This window comes from Streptococcus sp. P25B114 (assembly GCF_053010325.1).
Map to the genome: position 1 here is coordinate 59,515 of NZ_JBRKNW010000003.1, position 17,850 is coordinate 77,364.

A 17,850-nucleotide genomic window follows, 5' to 3' on the forward strand; every position below is an offset into this window, starting at 1 on the left:
TATGAAAATTCAGAAGTTAGAAAACTACAACAACAAGGATGCTATCAAGGAAGAAGTTGCTATCCTGACCACTATCCTTGAAGAGGTAGCTGGACAGATGATGTCTGCAGATACCTTTCAGAAGATTTTGGAGCTTTCTCAGCTCTCGCATGAGGATGACTACCAAGCCTTGATTGATATTATCGGCCAGTTAAATAATGACGAATTGGCTGTGATTTCTCGCTATTTCGCTGTCTTACCTCTCTTGATTAACATCTCTGAAGATGTGGACTTGGCCTATGAAATCAACCATCAGAATAATATTGGTCATGATTATCTAGGAAAAATGTCCACAATAATTGATATGGTGTCCAAACATGAAGATGCGGCTGAAATCCTTGAAAAACTCAATGTCGTTCCTGTCTTGACGGCCCACCCAACTCAGGTTCAACGCCAGTCCATGCTGGATTTGACCAAGCATATCCACGAATTGCTCCGTCGTTACCGCGATGTCAAATTGGGCTTGATGAACCGGACCAAGTGGGAAGACCAACTGCGTCTTTATATCGAAATCATCATGCAGACGGATATGACACGGGAGAAGAAACTCAAGGTTACCAATGAAATTACCAATGTCATGGAGTATTACAATTCCTCCTTCATTAAGGCAGTGACCAAGCTCCAAGGAGAGTACAAGCGTCTGGCTGCCGAGAAGGGCATTGAGTTGGATAATCCGCGTCCTATTACCATGGGTATGTGGATTGGTGGTGATCGTGACGGAAACCCATTTGTGACGGCCGAAACCTTGAAATTATCAGCCCTGACCCAGTGCCAAGTGATTATGAACTATTACGATGAGCAGCTTTACAAGCTCTACCGTAATTTCTCACTGTCGACCACTATTGTCAAGGTCAGTCCGGCAGTTCAGCAATTGGCTGATTTGTCACAGGATCAGTCTGTCTATCGTGAAAACGAACCCTACCGCCGTGCCTTCCATTATATCCAGATGAAGTTGGCAAACACGCGTGATTACCTCGTGCACAACAAACCAACTGATGATCGCTATGAAAACGTTGCTGCTTTCAAGGCTGACCTGCTGGCTATCAAGAAATCCCTGAAAGAAAATAAAACAGCGGCACTGATTAAGGGAGATTTGACAGAGATTTTAGAAGCGATTGAAGCCTTCGGCTTCTACTTGGCCAGCATCGACATGCGTCAGGATTCATCTATCTTAGAAGCAAGTGTAGCAGAGCTCCTAGCATCTGCACGGATCGTTGAAGATTATTCAAGCCTGTCAGAAGAGGCTAAGTGCCATGTGCTCCTCAAACAATTGGAAACAGACCCACGCATCCTGTCAGCAACCCATGTAGCCAAGTCAGAGCAGTTGGAAAAAGAGTTGGCAATCTTTGCTACAGCGCGTGAACTCAAGGATAAGCTAGGTGAAGAGGTCATCAAACAGCACATCATTTCCCACTCAGAGAGCGTATCAGACTTGCTAGAATTGGCAGTCTTGCTCAAGGAGGTTGGTCTGGTTGATGTCGACAAGGCCCGTGTTCAGATTGTTCCACTCTTTGAAACCATTGAAGATTTGGACAATGCTGCTGCTACCATGCGTGATTATCTGAAATTAGACCTGACCAAACGCTGGATTGCTGGCAATAAATATTACCAGGAAATCATGTTGGGCTATTCGGATTCCAATAAAGACGGTGGTTATCTGTCATCAGGCTGGACCCTCTACAAGGCCCAGAATGAATTGACCCAAATCGGTCAAGAAAATGGTGTCAAGATTACCTTCTTCCATGGCCGCGGTGGTACGGTTGGTCGTGGTGGTGGTCCATCATATGATGCCATTACCTCCCAGCCATTCGGTTCTATCAAAGACTGTATCCGTTTGACCGAGCAGGGCGAGGTGATTGGTAATAAATATGGTAACAAGGACGCAGCTTACTACAATTTGGAAATGCTGGTGTCTGCAACGCTGGATCGTATGGTAACGCAGATGATTACGGATCCGGATGAAATTGGTGGCTACCGTGAAACCATGGATGAGATTGTGGCGGATAGCTATACTATTTACCGCGACCTGGTCTTCAATAATCCTCATTTCTACGATTACTTCTTTGCCGCGACGCCAATCCGTGAGATTTCCAGTTTGAATATCGGTTCTCGTCCAGCAGCCCGTAAGACCATTACCGAAATCGGTGGGCTCCGTGCCATTCCTTGGGTATTCTCTTGGTCACAAAACCGTGTCATGCTGCCAGGTTGGTATGGTGTTGGTTCTAGTTTCAAACGCTATATTGACAAGGCGCCTGAAAATCTAGCTAAACTACAAAAAATGTACGAGAGCTGGCCTTTCTTCCGTTCACTCTTGTCAAATGTAGACATGGTCTTATCTAAGTCCAACATGAACATCGCCTTTGAATACGCCAAAATGTGTGAGACAGAGGAAGTTCGTAATATCTTCCATGCCATTTTAGATGAGTGGCAACTGACTAAAGACATGATTTTGTCTATTGAGCAACATGAAGAGTTGCTAGACGAACTGCCTTTCCTCAAGGCCAGTCTGGACTACCGCATGCCTTACTTCAATATTCTTAACTATATCCAAATTGAGCTCATTAACCGCCTCCGTCGTGGGGAGCTCAGCAAAGAGCAGGAAAGCCTGATTCACATCACCATCAACGGTGTGGCGACAGGCCTCCGAAATTCAGGATAAGAGACGAAAACAACTTCTGCGGAGGTTGTTTTTTGCTTGTCAAAAAATGTATAATGGATATAGAAAAGTTGTGTAACCGATTGCAGATTCATTCGTTATATTAGTGAAGGGAGGGGAGCAGTATCAAACTAGATGATTATGAAAAAGAAGTCATTGCTATAGCTGAGGAAATTTCCTACTATCTGCAACAGTCAGGCGCCAATCCTGCAGATAGCCAGGATATTGCCCAGGATGTTCTGGTCAAAATTCTCACCTCCGATATTGTCCTTCCTTTCGAGAAACTCAGGGCCTGGCTCTATCGATCGGCTGTCCGAGCTTACATTGACAAATACAGGCGGGACAAATATTATCATGACATCTTACAGAAGGAATTTTTCCACCAAAATGGTTGGACAAAATTTGACGACAGGTCTTATGAGCCGCTCTATCGGGCAATAGCAGAGCTGCCGAGCAAGTATCAGCTAGTCTTGGACCTCTACTATTTTCAGGAGATGACAACCAAGGAGATTGCCAAAATTTTAGGTCAATCTCAAGGCTTAGTTAAAATCAATCTCCACAGAGGGCGGAAACAATTGGCCAAGACCTTGACAGAAAAGGGGTATCACTATGAAGACTTTTGAAATTGTAACCAAGAAGAGTAGAAGGAAACACCTGCTAAAAACAATCAGCTTATCCCTGCTCATTGGTTTTGTTTTTCTTTTTATTGGTTCTTGGATGGTTAAAATGATTTACGGTGCACGCATTAATAGCGAGCGAGAACGGTACAATTTGCTGACAGAAATCGCCTATCCCAACATTCGCCATGACGGGATAAAAATACAAGAAACGGGATTTCTTTCAGGTAAAATCTACTATAATTTGAGCAAGGATATAGCTGGTGTCCCTATTTCTTTTGGTCAAAGGGAAGTCTACTTTACCCTCTTTAGTATGCACTATGACCCTACTCAGAACTCCCCAGGGGCTAGTTTAGATTTTCTCTATGATTATTCAAGCAATACCAAGCTTCCCACTTTTACGGAATGGGGAGAAAAGAATCAGCTCAAATATCTAAAGGACATGGACGGTCAGCTGGTAGAAGTTGCCATTCGATTTGATAAGAAGTACACACTGGGTCAGATTAAGCAGATGATCCCAGAAAATCTTAAGCAAAATTGGTACTGGATTGGGACCTGTCATAGGGACCGTACCTTGGTGACCCCGGATGAGCTGTTCGGCTTCAAAGAGCAGAGTCTGAGAAGTTTTCCAGCTGATATTCCAGCAGAACACCAGGTGGAGTTCAAGTCTGGTATTCAGATGATGAAGGAATATATTGAACTCTCAAAAAAAGATAAGGGAAGTTTTGACCGATTTCCTCTCAATGATGTAGAAGACTACATTGCTAAATTCGGCGATACAGACTTCACCAAGCAGGAGGAAATTGACAAGCTAGAATTTGCTGGTGTCATCCTGACAGGACCGGCAGAAAACTTTGTTTCCTTAGAAAATCAAACTTGGATTGCATCCTCAAGCATCGGTGCTTCCATCCAAAATCAGCCCTATTATCAGCTCTACATGGAATAAATCACAAAAAAAATAGAAAATGCTTGCATTTCTGCTACAATTTGATAGAATAGTAAGGTAAAGTTAGACCGTATTGCCTACTGTCTATCTATAAAATATATTTTATTGGAGGCTTTTACCAAAATGGCAAAAGAAAAATACGATCGTAGTAAACCCCACGTTAACATTGGTACAATTGGACACGTTGACCACGGTAAAACTACTTTGACTGCAGCTATCACAACTGTATTGGCACGTCGCTTGCCTTCATCAGTTAACCAACCAAAAGACTATGCGTCTATCGATGCTGCTCCAGAAGAACGCGAGCGCGGTATCACTATCAACACTGCACACGTTGAGTATGAAACTGAAAAACGTCACTATGCGCATATCGACGCTCCAGGACACGCGGACTACGTTAAAAACATGATCACTGGTGCTGCCCAAATGGACGGTGCAATCCTTGTAGTAGCTTCAACTGACGGTCCAATGCCACAAACTCGTGAGCACATCCTTCTTTCACGTCAGGTTGGTGTTAAACACCTTATCGTCTTCATGAACAAAGTTGACTTGGTTGACGATGAAGAATTGCTTGAGTTGGTTGAAATGGAAATCCGTGACCTTCTTTCAGAATACGATTTCCCAGGTGATGATCTTCCAGTTATCCAAGGTTCAGCTCTTAAAGCCCTTGAAGGTGACTCTAAGTACGAAGACATCGTTATGGAATTGATGAACACTGTTGATGAGTACATTCCAGAACCAGAACGCGACACTGATAAACCATTGTTGCTTCCAGTCGAGGACGTATTCTCAATCACTGGTCGTGGTACTGTAGCTTCAGGACGTATCGACCGTGGTACAGTTCGTGTCAACGACGAAATCGAAATCGTTGGTCTTCAAGAAGAAAAATCTAAAGCAGTTGTTACTGGTGTTGAAATGTTCCGTAAACAACTTGACGAAGGTCTTGCCGGCGATAACGTTGGTGTGCTTCTTCGTGGTGTTCAACGTGATGAAATCGAACGTGGTCAAGTTATCTCTAAACCAGGTTCTATCAACCCACACACTAAATTCAAAGGTGAAGTTTACATCCTTACTAAAGAAGAAGGTGGACGTCACACTCCATTCTTCGACAACTACCGTCCACAGTTCTACTTCCGTACAACTGACGTAACTGGTTCAATCAAATTGCCAGAAGGTACTGAAATGGTAATGCCTGGTGATAACGTAACTATCGACGTTGAATTGATCCACCCAATCGCCGTTGAACAAGGTACTACTTTCTCTATCCGTGAAGGTGGACGTACTGTTGGTTCAGGTATGGTTACAGAAATCGAAGCTTAATTCGATTACGTTCCCAGATATAACAATTATAGTCAGACAACTTAATTGGAACTCTCTGTCCTTGGACAGAGAGTTTTTCTGTAAGCATTCATAAAATGCACAGAAATTCTTTAATATTAGCAAAGTTTATGCTATAATGGACCTTGTAAAATAAAATAGAAGAGGTATGTGAAATGTCACGTAAACCAATCATTGCCGGTAACTGGAAAATGAACAAAAACCCTCAAGAAGCACAAGCTTTCGTTGAGGCAATTGCAGGTAAATTGCCAGCAGGCGACAAAATTGAAGCAGCTATCGCAGCTCCTGCTGTTGATTTGAACGCTCTTTTGTGGTTCGCTAAGAATTCTGAATTGAAAGTTGCTGCTCAAAACTGCTACTTTGAAGATGCTGGTGCCTTCACTGGTGAAACATCTCCAAAAGTATTGGCTGAAATGGGTGTTAACTATGTGGTTATTGGTCACTCAGAACGTCGTGATTACTTCCATGAAACAGATGAAGACATCAACAAGAAAGCACACGCTATCTTCCGTAATGGTTTGACACCAATCATCTGCTGTGGCGAGTCACTTGAAACATACGAAGCTGGTAAAGCAGTTGAATTTGTAGGTGCTCAAGTTTCTGCAGCTTTGAAAGACTTGACTGCTGAACAGGTAGCATCACTTGTGATTGCTTATGAGCCAATCTGGGCAATCGGTACTGGTAAATCAGCTACTAAAGACGATGCACAAAATATGTGTAAAGCAGTTCGTGACGTTGTTGCTGCTGACTTCGGTCAAGAAGTGGCTGACAAGGTTCGTGTTCAATATGGTGGTTCTGTAAACCCATCAAACGTTGCTGAATACATGGCGTGTCCAGACGTTGACGGTGCCCTCGTTGGTGGTGCGTCACTTGAAGCGGAAAGCTTCTTAGCATTATTAAATTTTTAATAAAATAAAAAATAGGATTTCCTACGACGTGATGGTGGGAAATCCTATTTTTATTATTTGGGTGTAATGTTGAATTTTCTTCGTAGAGAATTTGCCTTCGTCCCAAGAATATCATCAAGAATCTGTGATCTTAGAGTTAGGTAGCCGTAAGTAAGAACACCAATACCAGATAAGAGCACTAGTTTAATCAACATGGTTAGTTTTCCAGTACCGATTAGGAATAAATCCAGGCCAATTCTCCCAAGGAAGACAAGTGTTCCCATTAGGATTGTGGCAAATAGAACTTGGATAAGGTGTTTTATGAGTAGGCTTTGATCAAGTCCCACCAACTGGTGGATACGGCGATACATAAGAATGATGGCGGTTAAGGTAGCCAAACTAGTTGCTGCAAGTGGACCATTTGAATGAAATAGGTAGATGAATGGAATCTGTAAAATAAGTTTTACGATGAAACCAATAAGGAAGTAACTAATCGCTCGTTTGCCTTCGAAAAATGCTAATAGAGTTGGTGATAAAAGTCCATACACGGATAAGAATAATGTCTGAATTAGTGCATGGTTGAATAATTGCAGGGCGATCGATTCCGGTTGGGAATAGAAAATAGTATACAGTTCATTTGAAAGGAGCAGGGCACCAGTAAGAGCTGGGATGATGAATAGATTCATCAATTTTATATTGTGTTGCAATAAACTAGCAGAAGCTTCGTGATCTTTTTTCAAGAAATTAGCTGTTAAAAGTGGGATGCTAATACCACCTATTGAATTGACAATTGAAATTAAAATCATGACAATTTTATTGGGATTGGCCGACATATAGGAGTAGAGAACCATTAACCGTTTGACATCAAAGTTTGTTACGGATTCCATCACTCGTATATAGGTCATTTGATCAATCAACTGGTAGGCTTGGATAGCAGATCCGATAATGATAAATGGAATAGCTTCTTTAAAGGTTTCAATTACTAAGGATGTAACATCAATTTCCAATGTGGACGTTTTTGGTTTTTTTAGAAGGTGAAAAAGTCCTTCTTTTTTTAGGAAATAAAGCAATACGATAACACTGGCGACCATACCAATAAATGCTGCCAATGTTGATTGCATAACTGCAACTTTATAGTCTCCATTGCCCACCTGCATAATCATATATGTGGTCAGTAACATCCAGATGACGCGAATAATTTGTTCCCAAATTTGACTAAGTGCATTTGGTTTCAAATTGGCATAGCCCTGAAATATCCCACGAATCGTTGACATTGCTGGGAATACAAGGACTGAAAGGCATAGACTATGGAGAATTGGAACTAAATCGTGCCCGAGTCCCATACCTTCAGATAATAGTGGAGAAGTGAAGTACATCAAGGTGGAAAAGAAGAGGCCAGAGACAACCATTAGTTTCAAAAAGCCATTTATCAATGCTGCAATTGTTTCGGTTTGATTCTGTACACTGTAGCGCGCAATTTGTTTAGAAAGCGCGACATTTATACCTGATGTTGAAAAAAGTAGGATGGTTGCATAAATATTATAACCCATGGAAAAGAGGGCATTTGCTTCATTTGCAAATTGGCCCATCCAATAATACCATGGAATAATATACAGTGCTCCAAGTAATCTACTGATGAAATCACTGATAGTGGACCAAAATGTTCCACGTAGCATTTGATCTTTTTGTGTAAGCTGATTTTGTGTTTGTGTCATGTGTTTCTCAATTTTTTCTACTAAGAAGTTACGAGCGTCGCAAAAATTTTTTGATCAATTGATAGAACTGATACTTATAAGGTCTTGGAAGGTAGGTAAAAACGCCAGGAGTTCTCATGATATAGCCATTAAAATTCTGTTTAAAGCGAAGGACGCCGTCTTTTCCATCAAATAGGCCACTAAAACAGAGAAAATTATATGTATATATTCCTTTGGTTATTGCTTTCTTCATAACATACTCTTGCAAAAGTGTAGGAGCAGGGAATGAGCTGAATTCTGGATAGGATCCCCCATGAAGATAGTAAGCTTCTTTATCAAGATATACGAATAATCCAGCGGATAGGTAAGTTTCTTGATTGCCATATCGTTCTACCAGCCTCTCCGCTTCACTTAATTTTTTTTGCTGGGCTTCTATTTGTATTTGGAGAGTGTTTAATCTAGTTTTTAACTTTGATTTGTCAGGGGTCTCACTCAGCTGGGCTTCCACTGGTTTGATTTCAGCTTGCAATTGGTTTATAATTTCTGAAATTTTTTCTTTGTATTCTTGGAAATTAATAGTTGTTACAAGAAAATCAGCTCCCTCTTCTCCCCAAGTATCGAAAATAACTTTATAATATTCGAGATCCTTATCCTCGAATCCTTGACGTTTAGAAGTAGCGGATGTAATGGTATGAAATAAATCAAGTTCATCTCTTGAGATGCTTTTTATTTTAATACCTAGCTCATGCCCCTTTTTAGCTTGTCGAATACCATTTTTACTAAAGGATGCTGTAAGTGTATCAACAGTTACAGCAGATAGATCTTTCAGATAGTACCAGTCTCCACTATCAAATCCCTCTTGTAATCCTTGATGTTGATAGCCCAAATCAATTAAATCCTTGATGATTAGATCTCGTGGTTCGCAGGTTGGATTGCCATAACTATCAAAAGTTTGATAAGTTGTAAAGGGTTTTACTACTAGCTCGAGTACATTAAGTTTTTTGGCAAATTGTTTCAATTCCTGAAAGAAGTCTTTCAAATAACGAGGATCGGTAAAGACTGGACCGTTGTGTAATTCCATATGAAGCCCCCCTGCAATAGTGCTACTAAATAGAACACCGGAAACTTTCACATCTCCCTCAACCTCATAACCTACAATCTTGACGTCGTAGCCTCTTTTTGCTAAGTGGCGAGCCATTTGAGGAGATTGTTCATAGAATTGCAATTCTGCTTGTTGGATATGTTGGTAAAAAGTTTCTTCGGAAATTATTTTAAGATTCATGTTTCTCCTTTATTTACTTTCAGCAATAAAAATAGTAGAAAATAGATTAAGTCTTCTAAATATAGAAGTAAAATTTTTCTATTGTCTGTAGACTTATACAACATAAGGTCATTATTGTTTGAATTGATTAATTATTTTTAATAGGGGATTTAAATAGACTGTAAATCCACCGACGAATTGTTCCAGTTGACCATTAAATTGGCGTTTAAACTTGAAATTTCCTGAGCCAGATTGAGCTTGATCGGTTTCAATTGTTCCATAAAAGTTGTATCTTTCAAAATGATTTTCAAAAGCGTAAGTAATCATACTAGAATTTAAGAGGGTAGCACCACCGAAGTTAAGATATTGTTCATAATTGCCACCAACAAATGAAACTACTTCATTTCCATAAATGATAAATAGTATGGATGAGAGTGGCAGACTTTCTTGAGAAATAGATAAGTTTTCGAAGTTAGTTAGTCGATTGACCGCACTGTTTAATTTAGCAGTGGTGTCTAGAATGGCTCCCTTAACTTTTTTAGTCTGCTCTTTTGCTGATAAGTCATTGATAGTTTGTTGATGAATGGTAATTTGTTCTTTCAGTGAAGTGGTATACTCTTTGCAATCTAAATAAGCAAGGAGACAGACCGCTTTTTCCTGGAAATATTCTTTAAGTGGGAGTGCAACAGTCTATCCACAGACTGTTTAGCTCAACAACTAGAAATAAAGATTTGTTGCCGAACTCTGTATTGTTTGGTCATCTTTTTTCCTACTCCCTTGATTTTATTTGTAATTGCTTTTTTATTCTATTGTGTAACATCTTTCGATGCTATATAATTTGTCTTTCCAATTATTATGAGGAAAAATCAATGATTAAAACTAAAGCTGGGTTGGAAATTAGACTGGGGGAATTCGACTCATTAAGAAGAGTTCTATCACAGTTTTTGACTTAAACAGGAGATAGATTTTTATCCAGCCTCATGATTTTTGTATAGTAAATAGTCTCTCTTTAAGATGGTCCCTGATTTTTTTTATCAACCTTATAGTTTTATATCTGATTGGTCTAGGATAATAGAGGAAGGTTCCCATTTTCCGCACAATGTAGCCATTAAAATTTTGCTTAAAGCGAAGCACTCCATCGGAACCATCGAACTGACCGGTAATTCCTAGAAAGTTGTAAGAAGTGATACCGCGTTTAATAGCTTCCAACATGACATGCTCTTGAAGGAGAGCAGGTGCGTAAAATTTATTAAATTCTGGATAAGAGCCACTGAATAAGTAATAGGCTTCTCTATCGAGATAGACAAAAAGACTGGCACAGAGAGGAACATCTTTTTGCCCATAACGATTGATAAACTCTTGCGCTTCTTGTTTTCTCACTTCAAATGTATCGTATTGGCTAGAAAGCTCTCTGTGTTGATTCTGTTTTTTCTCAGAATTAGGATTTTGTTCTAAATCTGAGGCAAGACGGTCAATTTTTTCTTTCAATTTTTCTTGGTCACGAGAGAGATTTTGCCAATAATCCTGGAAATTTAAAGTCACGACTAAATATTCTGCCTTTTCACCAAAGCTATCGAAGAGAGACTCATAGTATTCAAGAGGCTTGTCATCAAATTCACGACGGTCAGAGGTAGCTGAGGTAATTTCCTTGAAAAGTGCCAGTTGCTCTCGTCCTAATTTTTGGATTTTCATACCAAATGTTTTAGCTTTTTTAACAAGTGGTTTACCTTTTTTACTGAAGGACTTGAAGAGAGTATCCTGTGTCAAGCCTGTTAGGTCTTTGATGTAGTACCAATCTCCACTATTATAACCAGTTTGTAAGCCAAGGTGTTCGTAACCAAGGCTTGTCAAGTTAGTGATAACGGTTGAATCTGGTTCGTTGATGGGGTTTCCATCTGTATCAAAGTTTTGATAGGTTAGATATGGTTTAACCACTAATTCAATGGCGTTGTGCTGTTTTGCAAATTCTTGCAAGGCTTGATAAAAGTTCTTGATGTAGGTCCTGTCAGTTATGATTGGGCCTCTAGATAGTTCCATACGGAGACCACCTGCAACCGAGGTGCTAAATAAAATTCCGGAAACTTTTACATCACCATCAACCTCATAGCCAACTATTTTGACATCATAGCCTCTTTTTTCTAAAAGTAGAGCCATCTCTGGAGACTGTTCAAAGAACTGATATTCAGCATGATCAATATGCTTTTGAAAAGTTTCTGCTGAAATGATTGTTAAGGTCATTGTTTCTTACTACTTTCTGCCGATAATTTTTTTGATAATCTGAATGATACGATACCGAATAGGTCTTGGATAATAGCGGAAGGTTCCAGTTTTATGAACTATGTATCCATTAAAATTTTGCTTGAAGCGAAGAACTCCGTCAGAGCCATCGAAAATACCAGTAATTCCTAGGAAGTTATAGAATGAAATTCCTCGTTTAATGGCTTCTAACATAACGTGTTCTTGAAGTAGTGCAGGAGCATAGAATTTATTAAACTCCGTGTAGGAACCGCTGAAGAGATAGACAGCCTCCTGGGGAGTATAGATGAATAAACTTCCTGCTAAGATGACGTCTTGTTGACCATATTTGGTTATAAAATCTTTAGCTTCCTGCATTCTTGTCGTAAAGGTATCATACTGTTGGGAAAACTCATTGATTTGATTTTGATATTTTTTGGATTGAGGCTGACTTTCAAGTTTCGCTTGTAAAGTTGAGAGTTTGTCTGCTAGTTTCTTTTGATCTTTTTCAAGGTGCTTATAGTATTCCTGGAAATTTAAGCTAGCAACCATAAATTCTGCCTGTTGACCAAAGCTATCGTAAAAATGTTCATAGTAATCCAATGTTTTATCACTGTACTCACGGCGTTCCGATGTTGAGCTGGTAATTTCTTTGAAAAGGTGCAAGTCATTCCGCTCTAATCGTCTTAACTGAATCCCAAAGGTCTGTGCTTTTTTGATTAAGGGACGACCTTTTTTACTAAAGGATTGGATTAAATTTTCTTGTGTTATGCCGGTCAAATCTTTGACATAGTGCCAGTCTGGCTCACCTCCAGGATAACCAGTTTGAAGACCATCATGCTGATACCCGATATCTGTTAAGGTCGAAATTATCTCTGTTTTCTCGGGTGAGATTGCTTCGCCGTTTGTGTCAAAAGTTTGATAAGTTTGATAGGGCTTGACAACCAGTTCCAAAACACCATTTTTACGTGCATAATCCTTTAATGCACGATAGAATTCCTGGAGGTAGTCCTCATCAAGGCAAACTGGTCCAGAGTTGAGCTCCATATAGAGACCACCAGTCATTGCTTTACTGAAAACGAGTGCGGCAATCTTGTATTGGTTATTTGTGCGGTATGCTAAAAAATGAGTGTTCATTCCTCTCTTTTTTAGTAAATTAGCCATTTCGATAGATTGCAGAAATGATTTTTCACTAGCTACTTGAATAATCTCTGAGAATTCTTCGGCTCTTAATTCGATTAGTGACATCAGTTCTTATTCCTTAATTGTTTTCTTAATGTGTATAATTTGCTGGATAGTTTATAGAGGAGAGTGTTGACTGGAAGGTTGAATTCTCCTATAAATTCCTCGATTACAGGATTAAATTTGGATTTATAGTTAAAAAGACCACCGTCAAGGTTGTTTTCTATCCCTCCCATATTGTGGTATTTAGCTCCACGAGAGAAGGAGTGTTTAGCTGTTTCATACCAGGTGATGATTGCCGGTTGATAACGGCGGAATTCTTCATCCAAACCTGCATAAAGGTTTTCAGATGCTTGTTCAAAAACAATCGTTAAAGTGCCAGCAAGGCTTACTATTTTTTGACCAGTTAGCAGTTTTGTCTCCAAAAATGAGAGTTCATCCAGTATACGATCGAGTTCTTGTTGATGATTTTTAACTTTACTGGCCTTTGTTTTTTCTGTGAATCTTGCCATTTCTTCTTCTAATTTTTGTTTCTGAAAAAGAAGAGCTTCTTGCCGTTTTTCTAAATCCAATTGAGCCAGTGTGATATAAGATGAATCTGGATAGGTTTCTAACAATTTTTTATAGTATTCTCTTCCTCGAAGAGAGATGGATTTTCTGTTCTCTGTTTTTTTCATTAATTCCGAAAACTGATCGAGAAATTCCAAGTGACCAAAACTGACTTGTACACCTTTGTTCAAAGATGTACGAACAACTTGTTTGGTACTTTTTGATAATTGATCATCAGAAAAATACTCTTTAAGAATATTTGCTTGAAAGCGAGGTTGAATATTTTCAGCCATATCAGTTGTGAGTCCGATCCATTCGCAGCCAGCTTCTTGTAGGTTTGTTACGATTGCTTGTGCTTGTGCTTGTGCTTGTGCTTGTGTATTAGCGATAGGTTCTTGATTGATCTGACGGTGGCTAAGTAAGATGTAAGGATCAAATTTGACAAAAAGAGCACGTTTGCTTTTACCAAATTTCTTGAGCGTTTTGAGAACGAAAGATACAAGTTCTTTGTTTGTATAATCCATGATGGGACCACGTGGGATATAGAGCATGCTAAATCCAAGTGGGAGAGGACGAATGAGAATGCTGGCACAGGCAACTAGTTGACCATCCTTGTAAAAACCAAGTCGCTCATTGCCCCAATTGTCTTTAATCTTAGCCCAAGAACTACTTTGAAATAGGTTAGTTTGATCACTTTTTTTTACAAAATCGTCATGCTCTTGAGCTGAGATTCCTGGTTTATATGTGTAATTCATTAGTTTAGTACCCACTTTCTAATAGCATGTGCCACACCGCTATCATCATTTGATTTGGTAATGTACTTGGCGATTTTTTTCAATTCGGAGTTGCCATTTTCCATGACAACAGGACTGCCAACCACCTCTAGCATAGAACGGTCGTTTTCCTGGTCGCCGATGGCCATGGTCTGATCCATAGTCAGGCCTAATTTAGCAGCCAGCTGAATAATGGCCTGGCCCTTATTGACTGTCTTAGGTGTGATTTCTAAGTAAAATGGGGCTGATTTTGCGACATTGTACTTATCTGTCAGGTTGCTAGGTAGTTGTGGAATAGCAGCATCTAGTACTTCAGCCTCATCGACCATCATGCATTTGATGATTTCCTTGCCCACCATTTCCTCTGAGGTTCTATAAAAGACCGGCGAGCTCACCAACATGGCCTCATAGACAGTGTACATGCCGATATTGCGGTTAGCAGTGTACATGCCTTCCTTGGTGCTTGCATGCATAGGCAAGTTGAGCTTGCGGGCAGCCAGTTCAATATCCAAATAATCATCGTATGAAAGCGTGTCTTTGACAATATCTTCGCCGGTAGCTGCATCCTGGACTAAGCCACCGTTGAAGGTGATTACGTAATCACCAGCCTCTGTCAGGTTGAGCTGGTCTAGGATTGCACGGACACCAGAAATAGGTCGTCCTGTGGCGATAACAATTTTGACACCTGCTTTTTTAGCATCCTGAATAGCCTGGAAGACCTCAGGTGTGATTTCGTGTTGGCTGTTTAAGAGGGTGCCGTCGATGTCGATAGCAACTAGTTTAATGGTCATGTTGGTCTCCAATTACAAATTGATCATTGTGAACATGGCTGATAAATGCCGCTGTTTGCTGGGAGAAAATCCCAGACTCATCCAGCATTTCCTTGGGGAAATAGAAACGGCTGTCGCCATGAATGGTTCCAGATAGGGCAGCGACGATAGGAGAGAGGGCAGATAGTTCTACCAAAATCTCATCCTTGCGGTGGATTTCAATCTGGGTCCGTTTTTTCTCGGCATTGGGCCTGTAGATATCGTAAGGCAGGTCAAAATTATGGTGGATAGCTGTATAGTATTCGGGGTCAAAGCCTACATCGGCCACCAGGCTGCGAAGAGAGTCTAATTGAGCCTCTTGCTCGGCCTTAAAGGTAATGGACTTGAAGACCTTACGATTGATATAGCGCTGGGCCAGGTCCGACAAAATGCGGTCTGGTCCGTCAACCCAAGACTGGAAATAGGTATTCATAACCCCGTCGTCCAAGGACAAGTAGTCTGCTAGGGTAATGCGATGTTCGAAAAATGGCAGCAGTCGTGGAGAGGTTCTGGCAAAGAAATCCTGCTCGCTAGTATAGAGCAATTTAGCACGGTTGAGCAGGTTTTGCAGCAGGACCTCCATAGAGCGGCTGGCTGGGTGGAAGTAGACCTGCATATACATCTGGTAACGGCTGAGGACATAGTCTTCCACCGCATGCATTCCCGACTCCTTAAAGGCAATGCCATTTTCAGTTGGACGAATAACTCGGAGAATGCGGGTCAAATCGAATTCCCCATAGTTGGTTCCTGTGAAGTAGGAATCCCGAAGGAGGTAGTCCATTCTGTCCACATCAATCTGGCTGGAAATCAACTGGACCACCTGTTTATTGGGATAGGTATGGTTGATAACGCTGGCTACTTTATCTGGAAAATCAGGGGCTACCTGCCTCAGAATGCTGTTTATTTCTGTTTCTTGACTGCTAATGATGGCGCAGGTCATTTCCTCATGGTCGGTATCAAAGAGGCGCTCAAAAGTGTGGGAATAAGCCCCGTGGCCCACATCATGCAAGAGAGCAGCCACCATGGTCAGGAGAGAATCAGACGAGTCCCAGAGTTCGGCATACTTGTCTTCAAATTTTTGGGTAATCCGTCTGGCAATTTCATAGGCACCGAGACAGTGGGAAAAACGGCTGTGCTCACCACCATGGAAGGTATAGGAAGTGGTTCCCAATTGCTTGATGCGGCGCAGTCGTTGAAATTCTTTGCTGTTAATTAGTTTGTAGATAAGTTCATGGTCCACATGGACGTAGTTATGAACCGGATCACGAAAAACTTTTTCAATCATAACCTTCATTATAGCAAAAAAATAGATTTTTTTCTTCAATTTGAGGCACTACAAGGATATTGAGATGTACCCCGGTGCAGTTTTTGAGTATAATGGAGGAATGACAGATCAACTTATTTTGCGTGCCATTCAGTTCTTGCTGATGGGCTTGATTATTTACATACTTTATTTGATTTTTTCCCATATCTGCAAGCATAAAATATCCATAACAGACCGCTTTTGGACAGGGTTTGGTATTGGCTTTGTGACGGACTTGTTGGATACCTTGGGTATTGGAACCTTTGCGACGACCACCAGTCTCCTCAAGGCGACCAAAATCATCCAGGACGACCGGAAAATTCCAGCAACTATGACTACGGCCCACATTATTCCAATTTTGATAGAGGCCTTAATTTTCATCACTATTGTTGAGGTGGAAATGACCACCCTAGTACCTCTCGCGATAGCAGCCTTTGCAGGAGCCTCGGTTGGTGCACGGGTGAGTCAAGATTGGGATACCCGCAAGGTTCAGCGTGTCTTGGGGATTTTGTTGCTAGTGGCGGCGGGCATCATGGTCTATCGTATGATAACTAATCCTGGTGCTGACCTAGATAACGCCGTTCGTGGTTTGACGGGCTGGAAATTGTTGGTCGGCATCATCTTTGACTTTTTCATTGGCATGTTGCTTAGCATGGGCCTTGGAAATTATGCACCGGAATTGATTTTCTTTTCCCTGATGGGTATCAGTCCAGCAGTAGCTCTGCCTGTTATGATGCTCAATGCGGCAGTCATGTTATCAGCAGGTGCACGACAATTTATTCAGTCTGGTCGTGTCAATTGGCCAGGCGTTCCAGGAATTATCCTGGGAGGAGTGCTTGGCGTTCTGACAGCGGCCTTCTTCCTGTCCAATCTCGATATAAATAAGCTGAAAGTGCTGGTTGTTTTCATCGCAGCCTATACAGGCCTCATGTTGCTCCGCTCATCCTTTATCAAAAATGCCAAACAGGAGAAAGTATATGCAGATTCGCTTGAGAAATGAAATTGACCTGGACGGTCAGCTAGAAGTGGTAGATCAGGTCTTTCCGGTAGATGTCAAGGAAAAAGACGGTTCCCTCTATCTGCTCTATACCAATGACGAGAAGGAAAAAGTAGCGATTAAATGTGGTGAGGCCGAGCTAACCATGACGCGCTTTTCCAATCCCAAGTCCATTATGCGCTTTCTGGCGGATGGTGAGGCTATCGTGACCATTCCCACGCCCATGGGTATCCAGCATTTTGTGACCCATACCAAAGGATACCAGCTGGATAGGGAAAATCAATCGGTTTTACTGGCTTACGATTTGAAGGGACTAGAGAACCAACAACTCTTTGCTTCCTATCAAATGGAAATTTCTTGGAAATAAAACGTTTTCAAGTGTAAATCTATTTGACCTGTCAAAAAAATTTGGTATAATAGAGGACAAATCGAGGGAGTAGCTAACGGACTTGTCCGTGATAGTGTCGTCAATCCGAAAATCGTTTCCGGCACTATCTTAAATAGCGAGACTTGTTTTAATAAAACAGGTCTCTTTTTTATTTCTTTAAGTAAAAAGGGGATCGA

14 protein-coding genes and 1 pseudogene are annotated in these 17,850 nt (G+C 40.9%); 7 read left to right on the forward strand and 8 right to left on the reverse strand.

Annotated features, from left to right (window positions below; genetic code table 11):
• Window position 1 precedes the first annotated feature (1 nt).
• The 5 genes from ppc (at window position 2) to tpiA (ending at window position 6,504) form a co-directional block, all read left to right on the forward strand.
• Window positions 2–2,698: a phosphoenolpyruvate carboxylase gene (gene ppc / locus ACVC7T_RS02305; protein ID WP_447262399.1), complete on the forward strand. Its 2,697-nt coding sequence runs from the start codon at window positions 2–4 to the stop codon at window positions 2,696–2,698.
• 122 nt (window positions 2,699–2,820) lie between these two features.
• Window positions 2,821–3,318 (forward strand): RNA polymerase sigma factor, encoded by a 498-nt coding sequence (locus ACVC7T_RS02310; RefSeq protein ID WP_447262431.1) that lies wholly within the window; start codon window positions 2,821–2,823, stop codon window positions 3,316–3,318.
• Entirely contained in the window at window positions 3,305–4,258 is a 954-nt protein-coding gene (locus ACVC7T_RS02315; RefSeq protein WP_105123092.1) for an anti sigma factor C-terminal domain-containing protein, read from the forward strand. Before ACVC7T_RS02310 ends, ACVC7T_RS02315 begins: the two co-directional genes overlap by 14 nt.
• 123 nt (window positions 4,259–4,381) lie before the next feature.
• On the forward strand, window positions 4,382–5,578 hold the full coding sequence (gene tuf, locus ACVC7T_RS02320) for an elongation factor Tu (RefSeq protein WP_012775011.1): 1,197 nt from the start codon (window positions 4,382–4,384) through the stop codon (window positions 5,576–5,578).
• Window positions 5,579–5,751: 173 nt separating this feature from the next.
• On the forward strand, window positions 5,752–6,504 hold the full coding sequence (gene tpiA, locus ACVC7T_RS02325; protein ID WP_105161087.1) for a triose-phosphate isomerase: 753 nt from the start codon (window positions 5,752–5,754) through the stop codon (window positions 6,502–6,504).
• A 53-nt stretch (window positions 6,505–6,557) separates the two neighbouring features.
• Here the strand turns inward: tpiA and ACVC7T_RS02330 are convergent, their stop codons facing one another.
• The 8 genes and pseudogenes from ACVC7T_RS02330 to ACVC7T_RS02365 all read right to left on the reverse strand — a co-directional run bounded on the left by ACVC7T_RS02330 (window position 6,558) and on the right by ACVC7T_RS02365 (window position 16,271).
• A complete protein-coding gene (locus ACVC7T_RS02330) occupies window positions 6,558–8,198 on the reverse strand; it encodes a putative polysaccharide biosynthesis protein (RefSeq protein ID WP_105123093.1) in 1,641 nt (546 codons plus the stop codon).
• A gap of 28 nt (window positions 8,199–8,226) precedes the next feature.
• The gene (locus ACVC7T_RS02335; protein ID WP_105110291.1) at window positions 8,227–9,459 is read right to left on the reverse strand and encodes a peptidoglycan bridge formation glycyltransferase FemA/FemB family protein; all 1,233 of its coding nucleotides are present in this window, start codon (window positions 9,457–9,459) and stop codon (window positions 8,227–8,229) included.
• A gap of 111 nt (window positions 9,460–9,570) precedes the next feature.
• Window positions 9,571–10,050, reverse strand: a pseudogene (locus ACVC7T_RS02340) (peptidoglycan bridge formation glycyltransferase FemA/FemB family protein); the annotation flags it as partial.
• A 366-nt stretch (window positions 10,051–10,416) separates the two neighbouring features.
• Window positions 10,417–11,676 (reverse strand): aminoacyltransferase, encoded by a 1,260-nt coding sequence (locus ACVC7T_RS02345; protein WP_105110293.1) that lies wholly within the window; start codon window positions 11,674–11,676, stop codon window positions 10,417–10,419.
• A gap of 9 nt (window positions 11,677–11,685) precedes the next feature.
• Window positions 11,686–12,921: an aminoacyltransferase gene (locus ACVC7T_RS02350; protein WP_105110294.1), complete on the reverse strand. Its 1,236-nt coding sequence runs from the start codon at window positions 12,919–12,921 to the stop codon at window positions 11,686–11,688.
• Complete coding sequence (locus ACVC7T_RS02355) at window positions 12,921–14,159, reverse strand: aminoacyltransferase (protein WP_105161086.1); 1,239 nt, start codon at window positions 14,157–14,159, stop codon at window positions 12,921–12,923. The genes ACVC7T_RS02350 and ACVC7T_RS02355 overlap by 1 nt, the downstream gene beginning before the upstream one ends.
• Complete coding sequence (gene yidA, locus ACVC7T_RS02360) at window positions 14,159–14,968, reverse strand: sugar-phosphatase (protein ID WP_447262400.1); 810 nt, start codon at window positions 14,966–14,968, stop codon at window positions 14,159–14,161. Before yidA ends, ACVC7T_RS02355 begins: the two co-directional genes overlap by 1 nt.
• The gene (locus tag ACVC7T_RS02365; RefSeq protein WP_105110297.1) at window positions 14,958–16,271 is read right to left on the reverse strand and encodes an HD domain-containing protein; all 1,314 of its coding nucleotides are present in this window, start codon (window positions 16,269–16,271) and stop codon (window positions 14,958–14,960) included. The genes yidA and ACVC7T_RS02365 overlap by 11 nt, the downstream gene beginning before the upstream one ends.
• A 100-nt stretch (window positions 16,272–16,371) precedes the next feature.
• Here ACVC7T_RS02365 and ACVC7T_RS02370 point away from each other — a divergent pair, with 100 nt between their 5' ends.
• The gene (locus tag ACVC7T_RS02370; protein ID WP_105161094.1) at window positions 16,372–17,289 is read left to right on the forward strand and encodes a TSUP family transporter; all 918 of its coding nucleotides are present in this window, start codon (window positions 16,372–16,374) and stop codon (window positions 17,287–17,289) included.
• The gene (locus ACVC7T_RS02375) at window positions 17,267–17,653 is read left to right on the forward strand and encodes a DUF1934 domain-containing protein (protein ID WP_105123100.1); all 387 of its coding nucleotides are present in this window, start codon (window positions 17,267–17,269) and stop codon (window positions 17,651–17,653) included. Before ACVC7T_RS02370 ends, ACVC7T_RS02375 begins: the two co-directional genes overlap by 23 nt.
• Window positions 17,654–17,850 lie beyond the last annotated feature (197 nt).